The sequence below is a fragment of the Pseudoalteromonas sp. AS84 genome (genome assembly GCF_038900255.1).
Taxonomy (GTDB): domain Bacteria; phylum Pseudomonadota; class Gammaproteobacteria; order Enterobacterales; family Alteromonadaceae; genus Pseudoalteromonas.
On sequence record NZ_JBBMQY010000001.1, the window covers coordinates 472,648 to 497,335 of the forward strand.

Annotated in this window: 19 protein-coding genes; 8 read left to right on the forward strand and 11 right to left on the reverse strand. The window is 39.0% G+C overall.

What is annotated here, in order from left to right; genetic code table 11:
• Window positions 1-142: 142 nt before the first annotated feature.
• From WNY79_RS02000 to WNY79_RS02010, 3 genes are all read left to right on the forward strand, one after another.
• Window positions 143-1,369, forward strand: coding sequence for an MFS transporter (locus WNY79_RS02000; protein WP_076924261.1), 1,227 nt, complete (start codon window positions 143-145; stop codon window positions 1,367-1,369).
• Between the two features lie 171 nt (window positions 1,370-1,540).
• The gene (locus WNY79_RS02005; RefSeq protein WP_342874960.1) at window positions 1,541-3,931 is read left to right on the forward strand and encodes a TonB-dependent receptor; all 2,391 of its coding nucleotides are present in this window, start codon (window positions 1,541-1,543) and stop codon (window positions 3,929-3,931) included.
• A 113-nt stretch (window positions 3,932-4,044) separates the two neighbouring features.
• A complete protein-coding gene (locus WNY79_RS02010; protein WP_342874961.1) occupies window positions 4,045-4,992 on the forward strand; it encodes a carbohydrate kinase in 948 nt (315 codons plus the stop codon).
• Window positions 4,993-5,036: 44 nt separating this feature from the next.
• Here WNY79_RS02010 and WNY79_RS02015 read toward each other — a convergent pair whose 3' ends face one another.
• The 4 genes from WNY79_RS02015 to WNY79_RS02030 form a co-directional block, all read right to left on the reverse strand.
• Window positions 5,037-5,489, reverse strand: coding sequence for a nuclear transport factor 2 family protein (locus tag WNY79_RS02015; RefSeq protein WP_342874962.1), 453 nt, complete (start codon window positions 5,487-5,489; stop codon window positions 5,037-5,039).
• A 157-nt stretch (window positions 5,490-5,646) separates the two neighbouring features.
• The gene (locus WNY79_RS02020; protein ID WP_002960091.1) at window positions 5,647-6,027 is read right to left on the reverse strand and encodes an STAS/SEC14 domain-containing protein; all 381 of its coding nucleotides are present in this window, start codon (window positions 6,025-6,027) and stop codon (window positions 5,647-5,649) included.
• A gap of 98 nt (window positions 6,028-6,125) precedes the next feature.
• Window positions 6,126-6,818, reverse strand: coding sequence for a cupin domain-containing protein (locus WNY79_RS02025; protein WP_342874963.1), 693 nt, complete (start codon window positions 6,816-6,818; stop codon window positions 6,126-6,128).
• 41 nt (window positions 6,819-6,859) lie between these two features.
• Entirely contained in the window at window positions 6,860-7,480 is a 621-nt protein-coding gene (locus WNY79_RS02030; protein ID WP_342874964.1) for a glutathione S-transferase, read from the reverse strand.
• A 389-nt stretch (window positions 7,481-7,869) separates the two neighbouring features.
• Here WNY79_RS02030 and WNY79_RS02035 point away from each other — a divergent pair, with 389 nt between their 5' ends.
• Entirely contained in the window at window positions 7,870-8,388 is a 519-nt protein-coding gene (locus WNY79_RS02035) for a TetR/AcrR family transcriptional regulator (RefSeq protein WP_024597781.1), read from the forward strand.
• Window positions 8,389-8,476: 88 nt separating this feature from the next.
• Here the strand turns inward: WNY79_RS02035 and WNY79_RS02040 are convergent, their stop codons facing one another.
• The 5 genes from WNY79_RS02040 to WNY79_RS02060 form a co-directional block, all read right to left on the reverse strand.
• Complete coding sequence (locus tag WNY79_RS02040) at window positions 8,477-9,946, reverse strand: carbon starvation CstA family protein (protein ID WP_024597782.1); 1,470 nt, start codon at window positions 9,944-9,946, stop codon at window positions 8,477-8,479.
• 257 nt (window positions 9,947-10,203) lie between these two features.
• A complete protein-coding gene (locus WNY79_RS02045; RefSeq protein WP_342874965.1) occupies window positions 10,204-11,121 on the reverse strand; it encodes a carbohydrate kinase in 918 nt (305 codons plus the stop codon).
• Between the two features lie 2 nt (window positions 11,122-11,123).
• On the reverse strand, window positions 11,124-12,647 hold the full coding sequence (locus WNY79_RS02050; protein WP_342874966.1) for a mannitol dehydrogenase family protein: 1,524 nt from the start codon (window positions 12,645-12,647) through the stop codon (window positions 11,124-11,126).
• 60 nt (window positions 12,648-12,707) lie between these two features.
• Window positions 12,708-14,429 carry a membrane protein gene (locus tag WNY79_RS02055; RefSeq protein ID WP_024597785.1) on the reverse strand — a complete coding sequence of 574 codons (1,722 nt, stop codon included), beginning with the start codon at window positions 14,427-14,429 and terminating at the stop codon, window positions 12,708-12,710.
• Between the two features lie 280 nt (window positions 14,430-14,709).
• A complete protein-coding gene (locus WNY79_RS02060) occupies window positions 14,710-15,384 on the reverse strand; it encodes an HAD family hydrolase (protein WP_342874967.1) in 675 nt (224 codons plus the stop codon).
• A gap of 427 nt (window positions 15,385-15,811) precedes the next feature.
• Between WNY79_RS02060 and WNY79_RS02065 the strand changes: the two genes are divergently transcribed.
• On the forward strand, window positions 15,812-17,338 hold the full coding sequence (locus tag WNY79_RS02065) for a catalase (protein ID WP_342874968.1): 1,527 nt from the start codon (window positions 15,812-15,814) through the stop codon (window positions 17,336-17,338).
• Between the two features lie 134 nt (window positions 17,339-17,472).
• Window positions 17,473-17,988 carry an ankyrin repeat domain-containing protein gene (locus tag WNY79_RS02070; RefSeq protein WP_342874969.1) on the forward strand — a complete coding sequence of 172 codons (516 nt, stop codon included), beginning with the start codon at window positions 17,473-17,475 and terminating at the stop codon, window positions 17,986-17,988.
• 72 nt (window positions 17,989-18,060) lie between these two features.
• Here the strand turns inward: WNY79_RS02070 and WNY79_RS02075 are convergent, their stop codons facing one another.
• Complete coding sequence (locus tag WNY79_RS02075) at window positions 18,061-21,216, reverse strand: M1 family aminopeptidase (protein ID WP_342874970.1); 3,156 nt, start codon at window positions 21,214-21,216, stop codon at window positions 18,061-18,063.
• Window positions 21,210-22,073 carry an ABC transporter ATP-binding protein gene (locus WNY79_RS02080; RefSeq protein ID WP_342874971.1) on the reverse strand — a complete coding sequence of 288 codons (864 nt, stop codon included), beginning with the start codon at window positions 22,071-22,073 and terminating at the stop codon, window positions 21,210-21,212. Before WNY79_RS02080 ends, WNY79_RS02075 begins: the two co-directional genes overlap by 7 nt.
• A 343-nt stretch (window positions 22,074-22,416) precedes the next feature.
• Here WNY79_RS02080 and WNY79_RS02085 point away from each other — a divergent pair, with 343 nt between their 5' ends.
• Window positions 22,417-23,925, forward strand: coding sequence for a histidine kinase (locus WNY79_RS02085; RefSeq protein ID WP_342874972.1), 1,509 nt, complete (start codon window positions 22,417-22,419; stop codon window positions 23,923-23,925).
• On the forward strand, window positions 23,919-24,599 hold the full coding sequence (locus WNY79_RS02090; protein ID WP_170071268.1) for a LytTR family DNA-binding domain-containing protein: 681 nt from the start codon (window positions 23,919-23,921) through the stop codon (window positions 24,597-24,599). The genes WNY79_RS02085 and WNY79_RS02090 overlap by 7 nt, the downstream gene beginning before the upstream one ends.
• Window positions 24,600-24,688 lie beyond the last annotated feature (89 nt).

Genomic DNA, 24,688 nt, shown 5'->3' on the forward strand with positions numbered 1-24,688 from the left:
GATATATCTTTAACTAGCGAGTAAGAATTTACAAGTAATTTTTAATAATTTTACATACAAATTTCGTGGCTAACGTAATACTACAGTAAGCAACTGACTGACTTACGAAGTGTTAATAGAGAATTTAACGAGGAATAAACACATGACAAAATCACACACACACGTAAGCAGCGACCCACTGCAACAAATACGCTGGCTTACATACATGATGTTTTTTATGTTTGCCATGACCTCTGACGCAGTCGGCATGATAATCCCCGAACTTATAAAGGATTTCGGTTTGAGCATGACTCAAGCTAGTGCATTTCATTACGCTCCCATGGCACTAATAGCCTTTAGTGGATTATTTTTAGGCTTTTTAGCTGACAGCCTTGGTCGTAAAAAAACCATTATGCTAGGTTTATTAATATTTTCTGCGAGTTGTTTTTTATTTGCATTTAGCACCAGTTTTACCTTCTTTTTAGTATTGCTTTGCTGCATAGGCTTGGCCATTGGTTTATTTAAAACCGGCGCACTGGCGTTGCTTGGCGATATTTCACATAGTAACGACGACCATACTAAAACCATGAACAAGGTTGAGGGCTTTTTTGGTATTGGCGCTATTGTAGGCCCTGCCCTAGTTGGTGTTTTATTAGTGCAAAACGTAAGTTGGACATACCTGTATATTATTGCGGGCGTAATGTGTTTAATACTTGCTTTATTAGCATGGCGCGCAGACTACCCTGACGTGGTTAAAACAACTGAAAAGCCAGCCTCTTTGGCAACCACCCTAAAAATGGTAAAAAACCCTTATGCACTTGGCTTTTCTTTAGCTATTGCACTTTATGTAGCGACTGAAGTGGCTATTTATGTATGGATGCCGACGCTATTAAAGGACTACACAGGCTCTTGGCCGCTCCTTGCCACTTATGCACTTACTATATTTTTTATACTACGTGCTGCAGGTCGTTTTATTGCCGTATGGTTACTAAATCGCTATAGCTGGCAAGGTGTTATGGCTTATTTAAGCTTAGGTATTGCGCTTTGTTATGTGGGTACACTTATTGGGGGTGTTGATTGGGCTGTAGGGTTACTACCTCTTTCAGGTTTATTTATGTCTATGGTTTATCCAACTTTAAACTCTAAAGGTATATCGTGTTTTCCTGCAGAGCGCCATGGAGCCGTAGCCGGCGTTATATTATTTTTCACCGCATTATCAGCTGCTTTAGCTCCTTTATTTATGGGTATGATCAGTGATTACTTTGGCCATGTGCGCTATGGCTTTTACTTAGCAACAGGGTTTGCCGTGATTTTATTTGTAGCTATGTTGTTCAATTATTTACGCGACCCATCAATGAGTGCTTTACAAGAAAGTAACCCAACAGCTTAATAAACTTGTATCTCAATACAATAAAAAACACTTTTAAAATCAACATATGAATAATAAAAGAGCAAATTAAACACAAAATGATTTGCTTATTGTAAAATATTTGTTATTTTTACTTAATCGATTAAGTAAAAATAACAAATCCTATTGGGATCAACACAACGAGGCGTTCACATGACAACACACAATACACCTTTATATTTAATTAGCGCTTTAGCACTTGCCGTAAGTCAAGGCGTTAACGCACAAGAAACAGACCAAGCAAAACCTGAAGCATCACAAAACAAAGGTCTTGAAACAATTGTTGTAACCGGCGTACCACGTCGAACAACAATAATGGCTTCAAGCGTATCAGTTAGTAGCGTGTCACTTGAACAAGTTCAAGTGTCTACTCCTCGCTCAACAGCCGAGGCTTTTAGAATCATCCCTGGTATTCGTGCAGAATCTACAGGTGGCGAAGGCAATGCAAATATTGCTGTTCGTGGCCTGCCAGTTGCTTCAGGCGGTGCAAAATTTTTACAATTACAAGAAGATGGTTTACCTGTACTGCAATACGGTGATATCGCTTTTGGTAATTCAGATATTTTTATGCGATTAGATAACACTGTGCAAACTATCGAATCGATTCGTGGTGGTTCAGCATCTACTGCAGCAAGTAATGCACCTGGTGGCATTATTAACTTTATCTCTAAAAATGGCGAAAACGAATCTGGCAGTGTATCTACAACACTTGGCTTAGATTACGACAGCGTTCGTACAGACTTTGAATACGGCACTTACTTAACCGATAGCGTGCGTTTTCATGTTGGTGGCTTTGTTCGACAAGGCGAAGGCCCACGCGAAACAGGTTACACGTCTAATAAAGGTGGCCAAATAAAAGCTAACCTTACTAAAGATTTCGACAACGGTTACGTGCGCCTTTATTACAAACACTTAGACGATAAGAGTGTTGGCTACCTTCCTATGCCAATGTACTCAAATGGTGACTCTATTGCTGGCTTTGATGCACAATCAGACACACCTCACTCAGCGTTATTTACTAAAACAGTACGCTTAAATGGTGAAAACCAAATCAGTAGCGGCGATATCCGCGATGGTATGAATCCAAAGGTTGACTCCGTTGGTTTTGAAGCTGTATTTGATTTAGATAACGATTGGCGTATCGAAAACCGCTTTCGTAAATCATCAATAAGCGGCAACTTTAATTCACCTTTCACAGAACAAGTAGGTAGTGCAACATCAATTGCAGAAAGCATTGGTGGCGTAGGTGCAACCTTGAGCAACGCGAACACCGGTGAAGCGTTTAACGATGGTTTAGCAATGAAGATAGTGACATTCGATGTCACAATGAATGACTTTGGTTCTATAGTTAATGACTTTAAATTAACTAAATCGTTCGACGATGATACTAGCCTAACATTTGGTTACTATGCATCTACGCAAAACATTGCGATGTCGTGGTTATGGAACTCTTACGTAATGGAGCTCAAGGGTGACAATGCTGCATTATTAAATGTAACAGGTGCCGATGGCACTGAGTTATCTGAAAACGGTTTATACGCTTACAGTGCATTTGGTAACTGTTGCCAACGTGATTACGATACAGAGTACGATACTCGTGCACCATACGTTGCATTTTCTACTAAATTAGGCGACGTAAGCATTGATGCAAGTGCTCGCTATGATAGTGGCGAAGCTCGCGGAACATACGCAGGTGCAGCGACTTCAACAGTAGATATGAACCGCGACGGTGAAATATCAATTCCTGAGCAAAACGTTGCAGGTATTGATATTGCTAACGCTAGCCCAGTAAATTACGACTGGAACTATTCTTCTTATTCAATTGGTGCTAATTACCAAATTAACCCAAGCCTTGCTACGTTTGCACGTATTAGTAAAGGTGGGCGTGCAAATGCTGACCGTCTTTTATTTGGTAAAGTACGCGCCGACGGCTCTGTTGCAAAAGAAGACGCTGTTGATGAAGTAAACCAGTTTGAGTTTGGTGTTAAAAAGCGCTTTGATTCATTATCAGTGTTTGCTACTGCGTTTTTTGCCGAAACTGAAGAGCAAAATTTTGAAGCAACATCACAAACGTTTTTTGACCGTGAATACGAAGCAAAAGGGATTGAAATAGAATCTACTTACTTTATTGATGCATGGGATTTTCGCGGTAATTTAACCTGGACCGATGCAGAAATAGCAAAAGATGCGCTTAACCCAGATGTGGTAGGTAATACGCCACGTCGTCAAGCCGATTTAATTTATTCATTAATGGCACGTTATAACTATGAAAAAGGCGCTGCAGGGGTAAGTTTCATTGGTACTACCGATGCATACGCTCAAGATAATAACGACTTGCAATTTGACGGCTACACACAGGTAAATGGCTTTGTAAGCTATGATTTATCTGAAAACCTTAATATTGCGCTTAATGTGAACAACCTATTTGATACAGTAGGTATTACAGAAGCAGAAGAAGGCTCAGTACCTGAAAACAACATTATTCGTGCCCGCGCTATTAACGGCCGCACAACGTCGGTAACTTTAAAATACGCTTTTAACTAAATGTGTGTATTGCGCTGCGGTGAGTAATCACTGTAGCGCCTTTTAAAGTATGGATAAATAACACCCTTCACGTTTTTTAGCCTAGCTTTGCTAGGCTTTTTAGGATATTCCAAATGACCAAACTTCTGTGCTTAGGCGAGCTATTAATTGATATGCTGCCACAAGATGCTGATAACTCTGCCTATTTACCTATACCAGGTGGCGCGCCTGCCAATGTAGCTGTAGGCTACGCAAAACTCGGCGCAGAGGCTGCATTTTGTGGTGGTAAAGGGGACGATCATTTTGCCAATCAATTAAGTAATGCATTAGCGCAATACAATGTAAATACAGACTATTTATTTACCATTGCAGGCTCACAAACTGCCATGGTTATAGTAAGCCTTGATGAAACCGGCGAGCGTAGTTTTGGCTTTTATCGCCATAACACAGCCGATGTACTATTAACGCAGGCGCATTTAGCGCATATAAATTGGCAAGAAATAAGCACACTACACTTTTGTTCAAACACATTAACCGAATCAGCAATTGCTAACACAACGGTTAAAGCGCTAGAACTTGCAAAAGCGAATAATAAGCTCGTCAGTTTTGATGTAAATTTACGCTACAGCTTGTGGGAAAACACAAGTGATATAGCAAGCAATGTAAAAGCTTGTTACACCTATTGTGACATAGTAAAACTCTCGCGTGATGAGCTTAATTTTTTAGCTCAGCATAGCGATACAACGAGCGATGATTACATTCAAGCGCTATTAAATACCGGAGTAAAACTGGTGTTTTTAACTGATGGGCCAGAGCCTGCCAAGGTTTACCACAGCGCATTTACACTTAACGAATCGGCACCAAAAATAAACGCCGTAGATACAACAAGCGCGGGCGATGCATTTATAGCGGGGGTTTTATACTACTTAAATAACTTGGGAAGTGATTTACCACTAGCAGATAAACTAAATGATAAAGCGAGCGTAAAAGACGCCCTGCACTTTGCTCTTAAATGTGGCTCTAAAGCGTGTTTAGCTAAAGGGGCATTTCCGGCATTACCTGTACTGGCTGATGTAATTTAAACGATTAAAGCCCCATATTACAGGGCTTTAAATTAGAGTTAGATCTATTGCTTTATAAAGGTGACACCTTTAGGTATTTCATCTTGGGGTAACCGAGTAGAGTGCATTTGCGATAACAACCATTTATCGCCCACTTTTGATACAACAACGCTTTCTAACCAATAAATATCAATACTTCTTTGAGTGTTTTTAATATTGGCTTTATTCCAGTAATTAATAAATGCAACATCACCCACTACACGCGAATTTATAACACTAAAATAATTAGTTCTTATAAAGTCAGAAGACTTAACTACATTTATAAAGTCATTAATAGTCCACACTTCACCGTGTTCTAAAAGTAGAAATGAATCATCAACGGCTGCACGCATTTGCGAGTGATCAACGTTAGAAACAGCTAAAAAAAGATCGCTAACCGGCGTGAATATGTTGTTATCTTTTGCATGTATTGATGTAGAAAATATCAGGAATGTAATAAAGATAAGTACTTGTTTCATTGTTTTTATAATATGTAATTTGCTCAATAATAATGAGTGTATTTTAATAGAGCAGTATTAACAATTGAAATAAAGCGAATGTAACTACTTAATAACGTTACCCATAGGGCAAAAAAGCACTCTATAAGAGTGCTTTAATTTAAGTTTTTAAACCAGGTTATTCGTCTAGCCAATCTATGGCTGCGGTAGCATTTTCAAAGTATTGAACCTCACCCGATATAAACCAGTTACCTATTTTTGCCATTCGAGCTTGCCACTCTTTATTACCGTAAATAGCTACTTTTTTAAATTCTTTAGAGTGCTTAACACCTAACTTTAAGTCATCCCACGCTGCGCGTAGTTCCCAACCTTCAAGTTCGCTACCATCTATTAAGGCGTTCACGACTGGATGCTTAACTTCGCCAAGAGCTGAATTTATCATTGGGGTAATTATTTTGTAGTCGTCGTGAGTAAGCGTACCAACGGCTTTAAGTTTTAAAAAAAACTCTCTTCCTGCACGTTCAAGACCAATCGATAAACCATGTGTTGTGTGTACCATTAATGCTCTCCTTAAATAGGCTGAGCGGTAAAAGTACACCTTCTAAAATTAATTAGTCCTGAACTAAATCAATAAATAATCTCAAATAAACGACTGATTTACGCATTTTGTACGCGAGATATCTGGTTTTCTACATCAGTTAAATGGCCCGTTTTAAGCCATACTTTTGCACCATTACTTCCCGCTTTAACATTCACAGTGCTATTAATAGGCACTCTTAACCAACTATGTTTGACAAGGGTGTCGGCTTGCTCATCAAATGAACCTTCAAGTACTAGCAGTTCTGCTCCACCTTTTGCGTTTATAACCATGCTGGCGTTGGCCTTAAAGTGCAACAAGCTTACGTCTTCAAAGTCGTCTTTGTACAAAGGGGTTACAGCTACATTTTTAAAACTAGGGTGCGCCGTACTTTGCATCAAGTCCGTTTGTAAACGCACGTGGGTTCTATCATCAGGCTGAAACTGCCATAACTTTACAAATATAACGCAGCCATTTTCAGACCCCGGTTTGTGCTTTGATTGCGGTGGATTACGGATATAAGAACCTGCCACAAAGTCACCGTGCTCGTCTTGAAATACCCCTTCAAGTACAACAAACTCCTCACCGCCGGTGTGTACATGCGGCGAAAATTCACTGCCTGGTGCATAACGAACAATGGTCGTGGCGCGAGCAACTTCGTCGCCCACACGGTCCAGTGCTCGTCTATCAACGCCCGCCATTGGCGATGCAACCCACGGGAGCGTTTCGCTGTGTACAACAACTCGTTTACTAAAATCGGCAGCAATTTTCATATTTGGCTCCTAACCGTAACTCCACTTAAACTTTAAACTAATTACGCCGCAACACTTGGGCGTTTTGCTACTTTTTCTTGCCATGCTAATAAATGAGTTAACTCATTCGGGATTGCTATTTGTGCAAATCCAGCAAATACCAGCCCAGCATACAATGTAATATCAGCAATACTAAACTGCTCACCAGCAACAAACGCCGACTGCGCTAGTACATCATTAAAATAGCTAAACCCTTGGCGTGCTTTTTCACCTTGTTTTTCACCCCAAGCCACATTTTGATACCTTTCAAGCTCTGGACCTAAGCCATCAGTTGCATGATGAAAGTAAGTTGCCACAGCGTCAAGCACCATAGACTCTGCACGCTTTTGCATCATGTTAATTACTGCTCGCTCTTTTGCGGTTTCACCCATTAATGACGGGCCTTCAAATGCGGTATCAATATACTCAGTAATAGCGGTACTTTCTGATATAAACGTGCCGTCATCTAGCTCTAATACGGGCACACCTGCTAGTGGATTCTTAGCTAAGAAGGCTTCTGTTCTGTGCTCACCATTTAATAAATCAACAGGTACAAACTCAACATTTGAAGTGGCATTTTTTTCAGCTAAAGCGATACGAACACGAAGTGGGTTTGGAAAGTTTTCTACATCATAAATTTTCATAGCAATCTCTATCTTTATTGTTTAAAAGTGAATTAGTGGCAGAAACCTACCTACCGATAGGTAATTTATAATATTAAACTAAATTTAAGTCAACGTTTAAATTTTTCTGATGTATAGGATTTAACTTAATTCATTGTAAAATTAGGGGGTTGCTTAAAAATAAAATCGCTTGTAAATAACTACCTACTGGTCGATAATTTTACTATACCAATTGCATTAAATAGGTGACCTATTATTACGCTAAGAAAATAGCGCAATAACAAGGCGAAAATTATGACATATAGTTGTTCTATATGAGTAATTTTTAACGCAGTTAGTAAGTTATTTAATGCGATAGAATGATCATGTTTTAATAAAATTGGTATTGCTACGGATAGGAAATATTAAAAATGAGTAAAAAAGAAGCTTTATTAAAAGCAGCTGAAAACAAGGTACGCCTTGGCGGGTACAGCAATTTTAGTTTTAGAGAGCTTGCCAGCGAAGTTGGAATTAAAAGCGCCAGTGTGCACTATCACTTTCCGACTAAGGCCGATTTAGGTGCAGAGCTTGCTCATCAATATACAAATTCTTTTTTAGCTGCGTTAGGCGAGCCAAGCGAGCTTAAAGCCAGCGGTAAAAATCCTATTGATGTGTACACTCAGCTTTTTAGAAGTGCTTTAGTTACCGACCGAAAAATGTGTTTATGTGGGTTACTAGGAGCCGAAAGCGATAGCCTTCCAGATAAAGTACGCCTTGAAGTAAAACGCTTTTTTAATCAAAACCTAACATGGCTTAGCGCTGCGCACCTAGCTAATGGTGAGCTTAACCCTACTAAAGCGGCTATTCAAACAGTGAGCTTGCTTGAGGGCGCTATGATGATAAGCAAAACGCTCGACGATAACAGTTACTTTGAACTTGCAACTCAGTAATACCTAAATTTAGTGCACAAAAAAAAGCGAGCTATTCATTATGAATAGCTCGCTTTTTTAATGCTTGAAATAACTTATGTGATTATTATTAAACCGCTGTTGGTTTAACTTTATGCTTAGAGTGCACAATTGCTAAAACAATTAAGCCAATCACTGTCACTACAGCGCCAATAGGTTTACCTAAATCGCTTGATAAGTTAAGACCAATTGCTGCAGTGCCAATATAAGAAACCGTTACCGCTGTTGCTATAACAGCAGGAACACTCGCAATCCAGTGGAATGCTCCACGGTCAAACAAGTACTTAGTGGCAAGCCATAATACGCTTGTAGAAAGCAGCATGTTTGAAAATGCAAAGTAGCGCCAAATTAACGAGAAATCGAGTTTCGTCATAAAGTATGCAATAGCAAGTATAGGTACCGCTACCAATAAGCGGTTACGTAAACTTTGCGGAATATTAAACGCATCAACAACGGTTAAACGTAGTGAGCGGAACGCTGTATCGCCAGAAGTAATCGGGAAAACGGCTACTGCAATAATTGCCATTATACCGCCAAATACACCTAAGTAACTGTTAGCTACATGGTTTACAACTAAACCTGGACCACCTTGATCAAGCAATGCTTTTAAGCCAGCGTAACCATCTGGGAACGCTGCAATACCTGCAAGTGCCCATACACAACCAACAATACCTTCACACATCATAGCGCCGTAATAAACTGGGCGTACGTATTTTTCGTTAGTTAAACAGCGCGCAATAATTGGCGCTTGAGTAGAGTGGAAACCACTAATAGCACCACAGGTAATTGTTATAAATAGCAATGGCCACGTTGGTAACCCATCTGGGTTTGGTTCTAAAAAGTCATGTGCGTGGTCAGCTTCAAAGTAAGCTAAAAAGTCACTTGGAACAGGCAAGTGCGGCGCATTAATAAGTAATGAAATAGCAATTGCCACTGTCATTACAATCATTAGCGCACCAAAAATTGGGTAAAACTTTGTTATTATTTTATCAATTGGTAGCAAGGTAGCTAAAAAGTAATACGCTAAAATAGCAAGTACCCAAAAGGTGTTATTTGCCAGTATTGTACCTTCAAAAAAATCAAGGTTACTTAACAAACCTGCAGGGCTCATAATAAATACTACACCTACAAAAAACAGTAGCATGGCAGTAAATATAAGCATAAAGCCTTTAAATACCACATTGTAATAATGGCCTGCGATTTCTGGCAGGCTTTTACCATCTTCTTTTATACTCATTACACCTGAGAAGAAGTCGTGTACAGCACCACCTAAAACATTACCAAGTACAATCCATACCAATGCAACAGGTCCGTATAAAGCACCTAAAATTGGGCCAAATATTGGACCTACGCCTGCTATGTTTAAAAACTGAATTAAAAATGCTCTTACAGGATGAATAGCTACGTAATCAACACCTTCGCTAAAGCGTTTTTGTGGTGTATCAACGGTTGAATCCAAGCCTGCTTGCTTTTCAACAAATGGGCTATAAAACTTATAGCCCAGTATTAAAATGGTAAGGCAGATAAAAAAGATGATCATAAAGCACGTTTCTCTTTTTGTATGTGTGTTATAGAGCGCATGTGTGTCGCCCCGCCTGTTCAATCCGTGAATAATCGACGATATTATCAAAGCGTCATAACCCTAACAATAAGACGTTTAGCTAATACAATAATCGATATAAGTCACTATTTACGCAACATGCACACTTAACACTCACTTATCGCCTACGTCTTATTTTAGGCAAAAAAAAAGCGGTTAAACTTTTACGTATAACCGCTTTCACACACAATGTTTTTTTAAAGTGGGTTCATAAACTCACTAATTTGTTGATGCGTTAAAGTAGGTGTTGCACCAGAGCTTTCGGCGACCATAGCGCCAACAGCACATGCAAAGTCAACGGCATATTGCGCGTCGTCGTTGCTACAAAGCTGATATATTAACGAACCTAAAAACGAATCCCCTGCGCCAACAGTATCAATTACGCTAATTAAATAACCTGAATTATAAAAATTATCGCCTTTGATTGTTAACAAAGCACCGTGGCTACCTTTGGTTACACATAAGTAATCGGTATTTGTTTGCTGTGCAATAAACGCTAAATTTTGTTCAAGCGAATGAAACTTACAACCCATCGCTTTTGCTATTTCGTATAGCTCTTCATCGTTTAACTTAATAAAGTCTGCTTTATTCATTAAATCTACAAGTGTTTCTAGCTTGTAATGCGGCGCACGTAGATTTACGTCAAATACTTTAAAGTTTGCTACATCAACTAGTTCATTTAATGTTGCTAAAGACGCTTCGCTTCGCCCAATTAGGCTGCCAAATACAAATACATCGCTACTTTTAACTTTACTAAGTAGCTCATCGGTAAGCGCTATATTATCCCACGCAGTGTCTGCCACTATTTCATAACTTGCAGAGCCACCACTGTCGAGTGTTACCTCAACCGTGCTAGTTTTTTTATCACTATTAATAGCAATGTATTCGCAGCTTACGCCCTTGCTAGTAATTTCGCCTAGTAACTCAGCGCCTAACTCGTCGTTACCAACAGCGCTGATCATATCGGCTTTAATGCCTAGTGAGTTAATACGCACACACATATTAAGTGGCGCGCCACCTAAGCGTTTACCTGAATCAAAACAATCCCACAGCACTTCGCCAAAACAGCTAACACTTACGGTTTCACTTGATTTATGATTAATTAAAATGCTCATAATTAGTTACTCTTTTGATCAAGTACAGCCTGCATAATGGCTTTAATTTTACTATTAGGTGCATACAACGCAGCAATCGACTTTTTATATTCAGCAGTAAATGCTTCGTTATGCTCAAGCTTACCAAACAAGCTCGTTAACTTTAAAAATGCAGACGGGCTAGTTTGAGTCTCTTGCGCGTAAGAATTGAGCTCTTTGTGCATCGCATCTTGAATTTCAAGCTTTTCGCCGTTTTCACTTAAACCTTTATCGCTGTATAAGCACCAAGTAGCAATAACAAGCGTTGCCAGTGACACATCTCGACCTTGTACTAGGTTTTCGTTAATTGTGGCAATTAAAAACTTAGGCAGTTTAGCTGAGCTTTCACTGCAAATACGCGCTAGGCTATCTTTAATATTAGGATTAGCAAAACGCTCTATTAACGTATCTTTGTAGCTTTCAAGGTCAATGCCTTCAAGTGGTTCAAGATTTGGCGTTACTTCCTTATCCATAAAAGCACGTAGGTATGTGGCAAATAATTCATCAGATACCGTTTCGTCAATAGTGCCGTAGCCATGGATTGAACCTAATAAACCAAGTACCGAATGCCCTGCATTAAGTAAACGTATTTTCATGGTTTCATAAGGCGTTACATCAGTAACAAACTGTGCACCAACAGCATCCCAATTTGGACGAGAGTCACTAAATGTGTCCTCTATTACCCATTGTGTAAACGACTCACAGGTAATTGGCCACTCGTCGCTAACACCATATGCATCAACCACGTAATCAATATCACTCTTTTTAGATACCGGTGTAATACGGTCAACCATCGCATTTGGAAACGATACGTTTTGCTCAATCCACTCACTTAGGTTTTTGTCTTGCTCTGTAGCAAAGGCTAAAAGCATTTTGCGTGTTACGTTACCGTTGTGCTGAATGTTATCGCACGACTGCACTGTAAATGCGCCTAAACCTTGCTCTTTACGCAGTTTTAACGCAGCAGTAATGTAACCAAACGCTGTAATTGGGTCGTTCGGGTTATTAATGTCGTTAATAATATCTGGATTACTGTAATCAAACTCACCCGTTGCAGGGTTAAAGTTGTAGCCGCCTTCGGTAATAGTAAGCGACACAATTTTAGTATCGCTGTGCGCTAACTTATTAATTACCGCTTGTTTGTCCTCTGGAGCAAACAAAAAGTCGATCATTGAACCAATTACTTTGTTATCTATTGTACCGTCTGGGTGTCTAACAGTAAGCGTATAAAGGTAATCTTGCTGCTTTAAAATATCACGCAGACCACGGTTACCCTCTAAAAGACCAACACCACATATGCCCCATTGCTCAGAGCCTGGGGTTTTTAAAAGCTCGTTAACATATACCGCTTGATGAGCACGATGAAAACCGCCCACGCCAATATGAACAATACCGGCTTTAACTGCGCTACGGTCGTAGGTTGGTGTATCAACATGGCTTGGTAGTTGAGCCAAGCTTTGTTGGTTTAGCCCTGTAACTAGAGCGTCAGTGTGTTGATGTTGCGTCATGGTGTGACCTTACTAAACAAAAATAAAATATAAATTACGATACTGTATTACGATAAGTAATTACGATGCTGTATTGAGTACTTTATGGCGTTTTAACGACCAGTACGCAGTAACAAAATAAATAACAGTACAAATAAAACAGGCTATTTCGAACTGCGATTTATTAGCGCTGTACATACTCATAGTTTCACTGAAAAACATTACCTGGCTGGCAAATATAAAAATAATAATCAGTGAAACCGTAGAAACTGCATTAAGTACTTTGGTAAATACAGAGCTATCAATTACTGGCTTTGGAATGTCTTTCGCTTCAGCAGCTTGATACTCTTTAATATCACGTTGCTCTTGCTCTTCTGCTGCAATCTCTTGTGTGTAATCTTCATCGGCTCCGTATTTTTTAGCTAATAGCGTGTAAATAACGATTGTGAAAATCCACGTAGGAATAAACAAGTAGTAAAACGACATTACATCAATAGCGTTTAAACCAAAGCCAAACACAAGCGCTAACGCCCAAGATGCTATAGCCGGTACGCTGCGGGTAATATTTTTATATTTAGCCCAGTAACGAGTTAAGCCAATTTTAGGAAATAACACATGCTCAGCAAATACAATACCGCCTACTGGAACAACTAATAAGCCTGCGTAGGTAAGTAGCGGAAGCATTTGTGAAAATACAAACGGGAAACACGCAATAATTACGGTTACAACACCTACAATAGCGGTGGTGCGTTCACGTGATTGATTAACAAATATAGATTGCGCTGCAAGGCCTGCGCGGTAAAGGTTTGCGTTAGCTGTAGTCCAACCGGCAATAATTACAATAACAAAACCAGTCCAACCTAATGCATGGTATGCAACATCGCCCGGATCAAGTGATGAAATAGTTGTTTTAAGTAATACCGCAACACCTGCGCCCATAATACCGGCAGAGATCCACGCTAAGTAATGACCAAAAAACATGCCCACACCAGAAAATAAGCCATAGCTTTTGCGTTTAGCAAATCTAAAAATAGCCATGTCGATTAAACCAAAGTGAGTAATTGAGTTAGCAGCCCATGCAAAGCCAATCACTTCTAATAGGCCTATGCCCTTTTCACCATCGGCATTGGTGCCCGTCCATATGGAGGAGTCGCCTATGGTCATAAAGTCGCTAAAGCTAGTTAAAGAAGTAGAACCTAATACGTGATTTGAAAGTTCAGGGAATAACGCGAACGAACCTGCAATAAATATAACAAATAGCCACGGCGCACACAGTTTCGAAAAGTCAGCAACCGTAGAAAAGCCATACATAGCAACAAACACAACAATAGAGCCAACAGCTAAAACAATGGCTACAAACCAAAAGCTATTTGGATACCAATCAAGTTGCGCTGGTATATCAAACAAAAACCGCACGGCGGTGGAGGATACCGTGATCATCGCGGCCGATATAACACTAAAAATAACCACGTTAGCCCAGTTATAGAGCTTGGTCATAGAGTTACCAGCAATTTTGTTTAAGTAGTTATATAAACTTAAGCGGGTTTCTACTGCAATGGGTGCAGTAATTAGCCACCAAGAACACATTGCTAACAGGTTACCTATTAATAAACCCAGTAGAATGTCGATGGTTGAAGCGCCTAATGCAACAAACGTTGCGCCAATAACAAATTCAGTAGCCGCAACATGTTCGCCGGCATATAGCCCTGCAAAATGTTTCCAGCCGTGAAGCTTATTATTAGCAACAGGAAGTTGCTCTTCGTTTACATCTTTAAATGTTTGTGTGTGTGGACTCGTTGCCATGGTATTTCCTATTGTTAACAGCAAAGCATTTGATACTAATCTGCATAACTATTTGAATAATTTAACGAGTTAAATAAACCCCATATTCAAGCAGATTGGTATAGTACCTAAATACTTTGCCTTTTATAATTTGGTTTATAAACGCATGATGTTTTGCCGTGTTTTGTTTATTTTTAGTAAAGCAAAACCATCTACATTTATATTTTGCGTTTGCTTACCTGTCAGTGAGTAAGGCGAGCAAATCGCGTTTAAAACTTTGTGTATTTAAAAAGCTGCGTGTTTACTGCTTTTTAAGTGCAGGGTATGCACTAAAAAAATCTTGCCAATGCGTTAAATGATCAACATTTGGGTAAGCACTGCGCACATGATTAACAGAGCCTTGCATATGTTGCCCACCGCTGTAATGCAGCACTTGCATGTTGGCATCAATTCCTGCATTTACGCCGGCTTTACTGTCTTCAATCACTAAACACTGCGCTGGCTTTACACCCATTTGTTTAGCTGCATGTAAAAATAAATCGGGTGCTGGTTTACCACGCTTAACTTCGCTGCTGGTAAAAACCGTATCGCTAAAGTACTTACTTAAACTCACTACGCTCAACGCTTTTGCGGTGCGTGCTGGGCTGCTGCTAGTGGCTATACAAATAGGCACAGCTAAATTGTTAAGTACGTCTTTTATGCCGTCGGTCGTGGTTAGCCCTGTTTCAAATTCGTTTAACAGTGCTTCGCGGTAGTCACCTTCAAAGCTTTCAGGAAGAGTGACATTAAATGCATCCGCTATTTTTTGGCTTACTGTTTTAAAGTTGCAGCCTAAAAAGTGTTGCTGTACATAAGCACGGTCAATCTCAACGCCTTTTTCAACAAGCATATTAATGAGTACTTGTGCGCTTAAAATTTCGCTATCAATAACAACGCCATCACAATCAAATATCACCAGCTCAATGTTAGTATTCATCTTGTCACCTTATTAAAACTGTTTGGTTTAGCTAATTTAAGTATAACGAGTTAAGCGCGATTAATATTGTGCAACTTTTTAGTGCAACCCAGCAATGAGCATAAGCCCAGCGATTGAGCATATTCCCTTTATTGCACGAATATGTCAACACACTGTAAGTATAAAACGCACCAGCTTGGTGAAAATACGCTCAGATAAAACTAAAAACCCTTGTATTTAATCAACTTTATAAAAGCATATTGCGACCAAGGTCGTAGTAAAAAAATTTCGTTAACGTAAAAAGCGCACCTGTTAAATCATTTCATCTATTTTACAAATCACATCAATCTAATTAATCAGTTTTACCGAAGTTAATAAAATCAATACTATCGTTAACAGATTAACAGCCTGCACCACTGCCGGCACTTTTAAATAGATGAGGTCGACAATGAATACTCAAATAAACAAAACAAAATTAACACTAACTGCACTGGCACTTGCAATGGCATTACCGGCTAGCGCAGCAACAACACTTACTAAAGATAACGGCGCAGCTGTTGGCGACAACCAAAATTCAATTACTGCTGGTGAACGTGGCAGTGTATTACTAGAAGACGTGCAACTAATTCAAAAACTACAACGCTTTGCACGTGAGCGTATTCCTGAGCGTGTTGTGCATGCTCGTGGTACTGGCGCACACGGTGTGTTTGTAGCATCAAAAGAGCTAGACGATTTAACAATTGCAGCACCGTTTGCACAAGCAGGTAAAGAAACAGACGTATTTGTTCGCTTTTCATCAGTAATCCACTCTAAAGGTAGCCCAGAAACACTGCGCGACCCACGTGGCTTTGCAACTAAGTTTTACACAGATCAAGGTAACTGGGATTTAGTAGGTAATAACTTACCGGTGTTCTTTATTCGCGATGCAATTAAATTTCCAGACATGGTTCACTCTTTAAAACCATCTCCGGTTGATAATATTCAAGATCCTAACCGCGTATTTGACTTTTTCTCGCACGAACCAGGCTCTACACAAATGCTAACGTGGGTTTACAGCGACTACGGAACACCAGCAAGCCTTCGTAAAATGGACGGTTGGGGTGTACATGCATACAAAATGATTAATAAATCGGGTGATGTTAAATACGTTAAGTTTCATTGGGTAAGCCAACAAGGTATTGATAACCTTGATGCTAAAGAAGTAGCTAAAGTACAAAGCCAAAACTTTCAGCATTTAACACAAGATTTATACACTGAAATAAACAGAGGCAATTTCCCTAAGTGGGATCTGTACATTAAAACGCTTGATCCATCACAACTTGATGACTTTGATTACAACCCATTAGATGCAACAAAAATGTGGCTAGACATTAAAGAAACTAAAGTAGGAACAATGACGTTAAACCGTATGCCAACTAACTTCTTCCAATCTACGGAACAAGTAGCAATGGCACCGGCAAACATTATTCCTGGTATTGAGCCATCAGAAGATCGTTTATTACAAGGTCGTATGTTTTCATACGCTGATACACAAATGTACCGCCTAGGTGCTAACCACCAGCAATTGCCAATCAACCGTGCAAAAGTTGACGTAGTTAACTACAACCAAGACGGCGCAATGAATATTGGTAACACAACAAGCAATGTGAACTACCAGCCAAGCCAAGAAAACGTAGCTGAAAACCCAATTGCACGCAGAAGTAATACAGAGCTAAAAGGTTTTGTACAACAAGCCGCAATCAAAAAGCAGCAAAACTTCGCGCAAGCCGGTGTTTTATACCGTGGCTTTAGCAAGCAAGAACGTACAAATCTAGTTAATAACCTAGCGGGTGATTTAGGTAAAGTGCAAAACAGCAGTGTTAAACACAAAATGCTTAGTCACTTTTACAAAGCTGATACTGAATACGGTACCCGCTTAACTAAAGCTGTAAACGGCGATATTAAAATGGTTAAACAACTAGCCGCTAACTTGTAAGTAGCTAGTTGAAGGTATTTAGTTGTAAGTAAGCAGTTGTAAAAATTAGTCCCAACTAAGCAAGCAGCTATATAAACAACCACAATTATGAGGAAGGGATAAACCCCTTCCTCTTTTTATAAGAGGCAATTGTTATGCGTAATTTATTAATTATAGTCGCTCTACTGCTGAGCTTTACCAGTAGCGTTTACGCTCAAAATACTCCCAATACACAAACGTCTAGTACGCAAGCTGAAAACCAAAACTCTGCAAAAACTCAATACGACAGCTTATTTGCTTATTATTTTGCCGCAGCACGTACCAACGACACCGCTGTAATAGAGCAATTTGTAGATGCCGGTATTCCTATCGACAGCTACAACAATAAAGGCTACACCGCGTTAATGATTGCCACTTATCACGGTAATAAAGACACGGTTAACACGCTTTTACACTTAGGTGCTAGTGCCTGCATGGAAGACAACCGAGGCAACACTGCACTTATGGCTGCTATATTCAGAGGTGAATTTAGTATTGCTAAAACACTCGTATCACTTGATTGCGACAACACGCATCAAAACAAAGCTGGACAAACAGCAGAGCAATTTGCACAAACCTTTGGTCAACAAAAAGTTATAGAGTTACTAGCACAGGTAAATAATGCAAAATAATCTGCACGCAACAAAAAGCCCTAAAATAATAGGGCTTTTGATTTACTAAATATATGTTCAAATTAAACGTACTTACTCTAAAAACAGTGTGTTTATTAAGCTTTCTTGTTCTTTCCCAGCTTCATGTTTTAATGCTCGTATAAAATCCATAGAATTGGCGGGACTGTTTGGATAACCATGATTTTTCCAAACCAACTTGAGCGCATTAATAATGGGCTTATCCCCAATCGCAGCGCGTAGCTTAGCAAAGACAATGGTTGCTCGCGAATATTGGTCAAAGCTTTGTGTAGCATCAACTAAGGCTGATCGCTCCTTTATGTTCATCAACATACTTTGCTCATAGCGTGTTGTTTCATACTCAACCAGCGCTTGCATGGTCGCTTTCCCATAACGCTGCTCTATAACAACAAGCTCAATATACTTTGCCATAGACTCCACTAAAAAAGCGCTATCTGAAAATACTCCATTACCAATATCATGGCCAAACCATTGATGCGCAGTTTCGTGAACTGCACGGCGATAGCGTTGATCAAAGCCTGCATTAGCACTTGGCTTTGCTCTAAAACCAACACTGTCTTCAATAAGTATAAGTTGCGGCAGGGCATAACCTGTTCCACCAAATTTAGGCGAGCCTATTAAGCTCAATTGTTTTGCTCTATATGGGCTTATATTATTAAGCCATTTTATTGTGTCGCCCATTGCACTGAGGTTTACGGCTATAGACTCCGCTCGTGCAGGCTCGCTTTTGTCTTTAGCAAACACGTTTAACATCACGCCGTTTTGCTGCTTGGTAACAGGGGAATAAGGCACCGTCACCCAAGCTGGGATTGCATTTATGGGTGTACGAGTCTCAAAATGAAATATTTCGCGGTCATCTTTGCTGGTACGTGATATTTCCTCTCCTTGGGTTATAACCTGATAATCACTTGTTGTACTCACTTTACTCGACATAGTAAGCCACTGGTAATGAGTACTTGCTTTCGCCGTTTTAGCAAATAGCTTCGTGGGTCTAATAGCCTGTTTTACTTTAAGTGCGTGTTGCTGACGAAGTATAGGACCGGTTAATTCATAATTCTCTTGATAGCCAACAGTCGGCAATAAAGGCACTGATCGTATATAGCTAAATTCAGGGGTTATTATCTGATGGCCTCTCACTGGCCAAAGCTTAGCTTGATGAACATCAAACTGCGTAACTAGTTTACGTATTTCTCCTGGCTGCATTTCATTCTCAAACTTAAACACAGCTTGATTAAGCAAGGGAAAGTTTTTAGCCCTTTGCGCGCCATCGATTTCAATATCGGCCCATTTATAAAAACCAGAGCGTCCAACCAATATCTCTTTAATAGGATCTTGATGGGTGTTATTTAAGGTATATATTAAGGAAAAATGAGCTTGCTGCTGATGCGGATAAAAGTCTACATTAGCATCAATGTGCACAATGTTTGGCTGTGCTACATTGCGCCATTGTGAGAATGCTTTTTCGTATTGTGCTTTAAATGCCTCGCGTTTATGCGAGTTGGTTAAAGGCTTCTCCTCAACCAGCCTTAAATGTAATTGAGTAAATAGTGCCACAGTGATAAGTAAAGGAATAAGTAACCAAAAATGTTTAACCCCCATTACTCTTCGGCTCAACCCGGCACCTCGGTGATTAAAAACCCCCGTAATTATAACTAAGCTTATACACGCAACTAACCAAACTGATATATAAGGCCAATAACTACTTATACTTGCACGATAACCCCAAAAGTTATCAGGTGCCTGCAAAGGCGTCCAACCAACACTCCACAATGTATGCGTAAGACCAAGATAAGTCATTATCGGTGTAAATTTGATCAGTAAAATAACAGCAATTAGCAAACCCGCAATAAGCTGCGAACGACACAAATTAAATACACACAAAAATACACACGCAATAATGGCAAGCACAATTGCCATCAAAAATAAAATGGTTAAATGTACTTCAAATTGATATGCACTGTGTAAAAACCACTGAGCTGCACTTGCCCCTAATAAGCTCATTGTTAAAAAAACCAATATCATAGTACCTAGGACCAATAACTGACTGTTTAAAAAGTAATATGTTCTGAGCGGTGTGGCAGCGATCAGCTCAGCTATATTATAGTATTTAGCGAAACAGCTTACTTGCCAGCTCCACAAAGCCATTAATAAAGTGCCAAACAACAATTGCATATCAAATGCATAATAGCTAATTGCATCAAGGCTTGTGGTGCTCATAATACTCATTGGTTCAACATAACCAGATGACGAGGCAACACTATTAAAAACCATCACCGGCCAAACAAAAATAAGCAGTAAAGTAACAGGGTGTGAAACCAAATTAACCAGCGTAATTTTGTATAAACTGGCCATCATCAAAAATGGTTTTTGCGTGACTCTCGCAGTTTTATATTCAGCGGGTTCTAACGTGTTGTAACGAACGCATTCGTTATTATTTTTACCTTTTTGACTCTTTAATAATGTGTTTTTTTTATTTTTACTAAAAGTAATATAAAAAATACCAACAGCAAGCATACTCACAACAACGCGATTAATAGTAAATGAAGCTCCTAATGAATTGGTTAAACTGTTTATTACGGCGGTGTATGCAAAAGGGTCAAGCCAAACAAATAATGTATAAAAGCGATTGCTTATGATACTACTTCCAGCAAGCATTGGATTTCCGGTAATACTTGCAAGCATTATGTAGCCTATCCACAACACCGCAAAAACAACATAATTGGGTAATGAAGTCGTTGATTTATGGCAAACAAAAAAGGCAACAACAACTAAAAAGCAGCTATTTGGTAACAACACTAAAAAGCTATTAAATACAGTAAAAGAAACCATATTTGGTATATAGCCAAATTGCCTTACATGCATGTATATCATTACTAAATCGCTAATTAAGCTAATAATAAAAACCAAGCAAATCAGTAAGCATACTCTTGCTAAACTGCGCTTAAATAAGCTAGTTTGCGTAGCATAAATAAGCTCCTGCATTGACGCGTGCTGATCTCGTAAAAATATAACGGGTGCCAATACTCCTACAAGCACAGGTAACTGCATCATTTGTAGCATTGTAATATTTAACTTAAATTGTTTTAACGAATCAACTTCAACTGTTGCAAGCCCAGAGGACAACATAACCGAAAATATTAAAGGAATAATAATGCACAGCCAAACAAGTGGTTGGCGCACTGCATATCGCCACTCATTAAAAATTAACATGTTTGACTTCCTTTATTGAGTGCAAAAAAGTACTTGTCTTGAAGCGTAGCGGGCGAGTTTATTGCATTTTGTGCAGGCGCTGTGTCTGCATAGACACGAAATGACGCTCTACCATAGCGATGGCTCTTACTTAATACATGCTGATTCGGTATGCCCATAGGTAAACTTTCGAGCTGCCAAATCTTACCTTCTAAAGGAACTAGTAACTCTTTTACGTCACCGCTTTGTATGAGTGCTCCTTGATCTATAATGGCCACGTAGTGACATAAATTTTCTACATCTTCAACAATATGAGTCGATAACAATACCAACCTATTTTGACTAATACTAACGAGTAAATTATTTAAACTTTCTCGTTCCACAGGATCAAGCCCAGCAGTGGGTTCATCCATAATAATTAGTTTTGGGTTACCTAACAAAGCCTGAGCCACGCCAAAACGCTGCTTCATTCCTCCCGAAAAATTAACGACCTTTTTATTAGCAAACTGAGTCAAATTGGTTAGTTCAAGTAAGCTATTAATTTGGTTTTTGCGTGCATTACCATCTATGCCTTTTAATACGGCAATATGCTCAAGTAACGCCCGACAACTCATATTGGGATACACGCCAAAATATTGTGGTAAATAACCTAGCTGCGATCTAAGCGCATCTGGTTGGCTAATCACATCAAGGCCATTAAAATTAATATGCCCGGAGTCGGCATTTTGTAAACACGCGAGTGTGCGCATAAGTGTTGATTTACCCGCCCCATTTGGGCCAAGTAGACCGACCATACCGGCGGGTAGAGTGATCGTCACATCATTCAAAGCCTGCGTACCATCTGCGTATTTTTTGTTGATATTTTTCAGTGTAAGCATTAGTTTCATCCTTAATTGGTATAGCACCAGCTTAAGAAAGCAAGTCAATACAAGCGAGAAAACAATGGTTAACGTATTGAAATAAATGATGAACATAAAAAAGTAACTTTGGTCATTTAAATATGACCTTTCATCATTTAAATAAACCGCCTAGTATGCTTAAAACGGTTACTAACCCTATGAAATAAAATAACTATTTTAAAAATAAATTATGATTGAAACAATTTTATGGATAATATAGCGCGCTCAGCGTAGTGAATTGTGCAAAGGTAATGTTTAAAATAAAAAGACAATTTTATCTAAGCGTATCTGCTCAGAAACTATAATAAAAACGGAGTCACATATGCAGCAAGCCAATACACCAATATGGCAACGCTTTAGCATTACCCAGCTAATAATTTTTTTACCGCTAATAGCTGCTATTATGCTCGACTCTCATATACGCTTTTTGTCATCACATATGGATTCAACGAGCCAATATCTGGCTATTAATATTCAACTTTTTTTACAGTGTATTCCCTTTTTTATTGCCCATGCGTTCGCATATCGTTTATTACTTACACCCGCAATCATAGTTTGGCTGTTAGGCTTTTTAGCCTATCCATCTCTCTTGCTAGTATTTAATAACCAGCTTCTTAACTTTTCGCAATGGCAATACCTTGATGCACAATGTTGGACACTGTGCGCATCTGCAAGTGCTATATGGCTTATTACTAAACGCACTAATAAAAATAACAATGTGTTGAGTAATAAATGGCTTAAATCCTTGTTTTCACTTGATACAGTCATGTTTATAATACTTTTAGGTTGGGCAATAGTTACATCAAGCATACTCAATACGCACACTGATCCTATGTTAAACCAGCCTATTGAGCCTGTTATTGACGTTTATAAAGTATTCACACAGTTTGATACTTTTTTGGGTTATCTTTGGCAAATTACTGTTTGTGCCGGATTAGTATATGGAGTGTATTTATTAAATAGATATTTATTAATACGCTATGTATTAACCTATCATGGTGTACTGATGTTTTTGTTTGCAAGTTTAATAAGCCTCGTTGCACTTACACCTGTATTAACATCGTGCTTGCTACTGTTACCTATTAACGATTTACCCTCAGGCATTGCTAACTTAACACCTGGCGGTAATAATAATATTTTTAGCCCTGAAAATTATCAGTTTGTATTTTTGTTTTTGGCTATAAGCACACCGATTATTTTAGCGTTTGAACGACAGCAACAACACGTTCAAATTAGCAACATTGCCCAACAACAAACAAAAACAGAGCTAAAGCTACTTCAACAGCAAATTAACCCTCATTTTTTATTTAATACATTAAACAACCTTTACGCACTGACATTAAAAAAAGCAGATAATGCACCAGATCTTGTTATGCAATTAGCTAACTTACTGCGTTACAGTGTTTATGAAGGCCAAAAAGCACAGGTGAGTTTAGAAAAAGAAATTAATTACTTAAAAGGTTTTATTGCATTGCAGCATTTACGAAGTGCTGAGCGCTGCAACTTTGATGTGCAATGGCCTGAATATCAACAACACTATTTAATTTCGCCACTACTGTTAATAATGATTTTAGAAAACGCGATAAAGCATGGTGTAGAGCCCACCTCACAAAAAGTAACGGTTGTGTTTAAAATCACCATGGCCGATAACATACTAACGCTATTTTCCTCTAACCCTATTCTACCTAATAACAATTCAGAGCATGGGATGGGACTTAACAATTTACGCCGTAGGCTAACTCTTTTATATCCAAATAAGCACACATTAATTATTAATGAAAATAAAAACCTTTGGCAAACCACACTTAAATTGGAGCTGGCTGCATGCTAAACACAATAATTGTTGATGACGAGCCGCTCGCGCATGACGTTATACTGCATCATTTAAGTGCCCATAAAGATATTAATGTAAGCGGACAATACCTTAACGCTAAAGATGCATTATGTGCTTTAGCCACATCATCTATTGATTTGTTATTTTTAGACATAAACATGCCCGAACTATCAGGCATTGCATTACTAAAAGTGCTCGCGAATCGACCACAAGTGATTATTATTAGTGCGTATCAAGAATATGCTTTAGCCGGTTTTGAACTTGACGTAACTGACTACCTACTAAAACCAGTCTCTGCGCAGCGCCTTGAACAAGCACTCAATAAAGTACGGAAAAAAAGAAAACACATAACGCTAAATCCCAAGGCACCTCTGACTATTACCCTTAAAATCGATCGTGAAAAACATAAAATTCAATTAGGCGATATAGACATGTTTGAGGCTTATGGAAATTATGTAAAAGTATGGCAAGGTGAAAAAGCATTACTTGCAAGCAGTACTCTCAAATACATATTGCAAGAGCTTGATACTTCATTTATTCAAGTCCACAAATCTTACGTTATTAACAAAAATAAAGTTGTTGCGTTAAGTAATGAAAGCGTTCAACTAGCATCAGGCGTGTCAGTTAAAATTGGCAAGTCATTTAAACAACAAGTGCGCGACATTATTTAATTTAAGCTCGGTTAAAGCTCCCCCTTTATTGAAAAGCCCTAATGCTTTAGGGCTTTAAATTATTTTACCTTTAAAAGGTAGCGTTACAA

Bases quoted from the DNA above. Each gene is read 5' to 3' on its own strand.
- WNY79_RS02015 (WP_342874962.1), bottom strand. From the start codon at position 5,489: ATGAAACAAGTACTTATCTTTATTACATTCCTGATATTTTCTACATCA.
- WNY79_RS02030 (WP_342874964.1), bottom strand. From the start codon at position 7,480: ATGAAAATTTATGATGTAGAAAACTTTCCAAACCCACTTCGTGTTCGT.
- WNY79_RS02000 (WP_076924261.1), top strand. From the start codon at position 143: ATGACAAAATCACACACACACGTAAGCAGCGACCCACTGCAACAAATA.
- WNY79_RS02005 (WP_342874960.1), top strand. From the start codon at position 1,541: ATGACAACACACAATACACCTTTATATTTAATTAGCGCTTTAGCACTT.
- WNY79_RS02060 (WP_342874967.1), bottom strand. From the start codon at position 15,384: ATGAATACTAACATTGAGCTGGTGATATTTGATTGTGATGGCGTTGTT.
- WNY79_RS02020 (WP_002960091.1), bottom strand. From the start codon at position 6,027: ATGGTACACACAACACATGGTTTATCGATTGGTCTTGAACGTGCAGGA.
- WNY79_RS02075 (WP_342874970.1), bottom strand. From the start codon at position 21,216: ATGTTAATTTTTAATGAGTGGCGATATGCAGTGCGCCAACCACTTGTT.
- WNY79_RS02070 (WP_342874969.1), top strand. From the start codon at position 17,473: ATGCGTAATTTATTAATTATAGTCGCTCTACTGCTGAGCTTTACCAGT.
- WNY79_RS02050 (WP_342874966.1), bottom strand. From the start codon at position 12,647: ATGACGCAACATCAACACACTGACGCTCTAGTTACAGGGCTAAACCAA.
- WNY79_RS02080 (WP_342874971.1), bottom strand. From the start codon at position 22,073: ATGCTTACACTGAAAAATATCAACAAAAAATACGCAGATGGTACGCAG.
- WNY79_RS02085 (WP_342874972.1), top strand. From the start codon at position 22,417: ATGCAGCAAGCCAATACACCAATATGGCAACGCTTTAGCATTACCCAG.
- WNY79_RS02010 (WP_342874961.1), top strand. From the start codon at position 4,045: ATGACCAAACTTCTGTGCTTAGGCGAGCTATTAATTGATATGCTGCCA.
- WNY79_RS02065 (WP_342874968.1), top strand. From the start codon at position 15,812: ATGAATACTCAAATAAACAAAACAAAATTAACACTAACTGCACTGGCA.
- WNY79_RS02055 (WP_024597785.1), bottom strand. From the start codon at position 14,429: ATGGCAACGAGTCCACACACACAAACATTTAAAGATGTAAACGAAGAG.
- WNY79_RS02090 (WP_170071268.1), top strand. From the start codon at position 23,919: ATGCTAAACACAATAATTGTTGATGACGAGCCGCTCGCGCATGACGTT.
- WNY79_RS02045 (WP_342874965.1), bottom strand. From the start codon at position 11,121: ATGAGCATTTTAATTAATCATAAATCAAGTGAAACCGTAAGTGTTAGC.
- WNY79_RS02025 (WP_342874963.1), bottom strand. From the start codon at position 6,818: ATGAAAATTGCTGCCGATTTTAGTAAACGAGTTGTTGTACACAGCGAA.
- WNY79_RS02035 (WP_024597781.1), top strand. From the start codon at position 7,870: ATGAGTAAAAAAGAAGCTTTATTAAAAGCAGCTGAAAACAAGGTACGC.
- WNY79_RS02040 (WP_024597782.1), bottom strand. From the start codon at position 9,946: ATGATCATCTTTTTTATCTGCCTTACCATTTTAATACTGGGCTATAAG.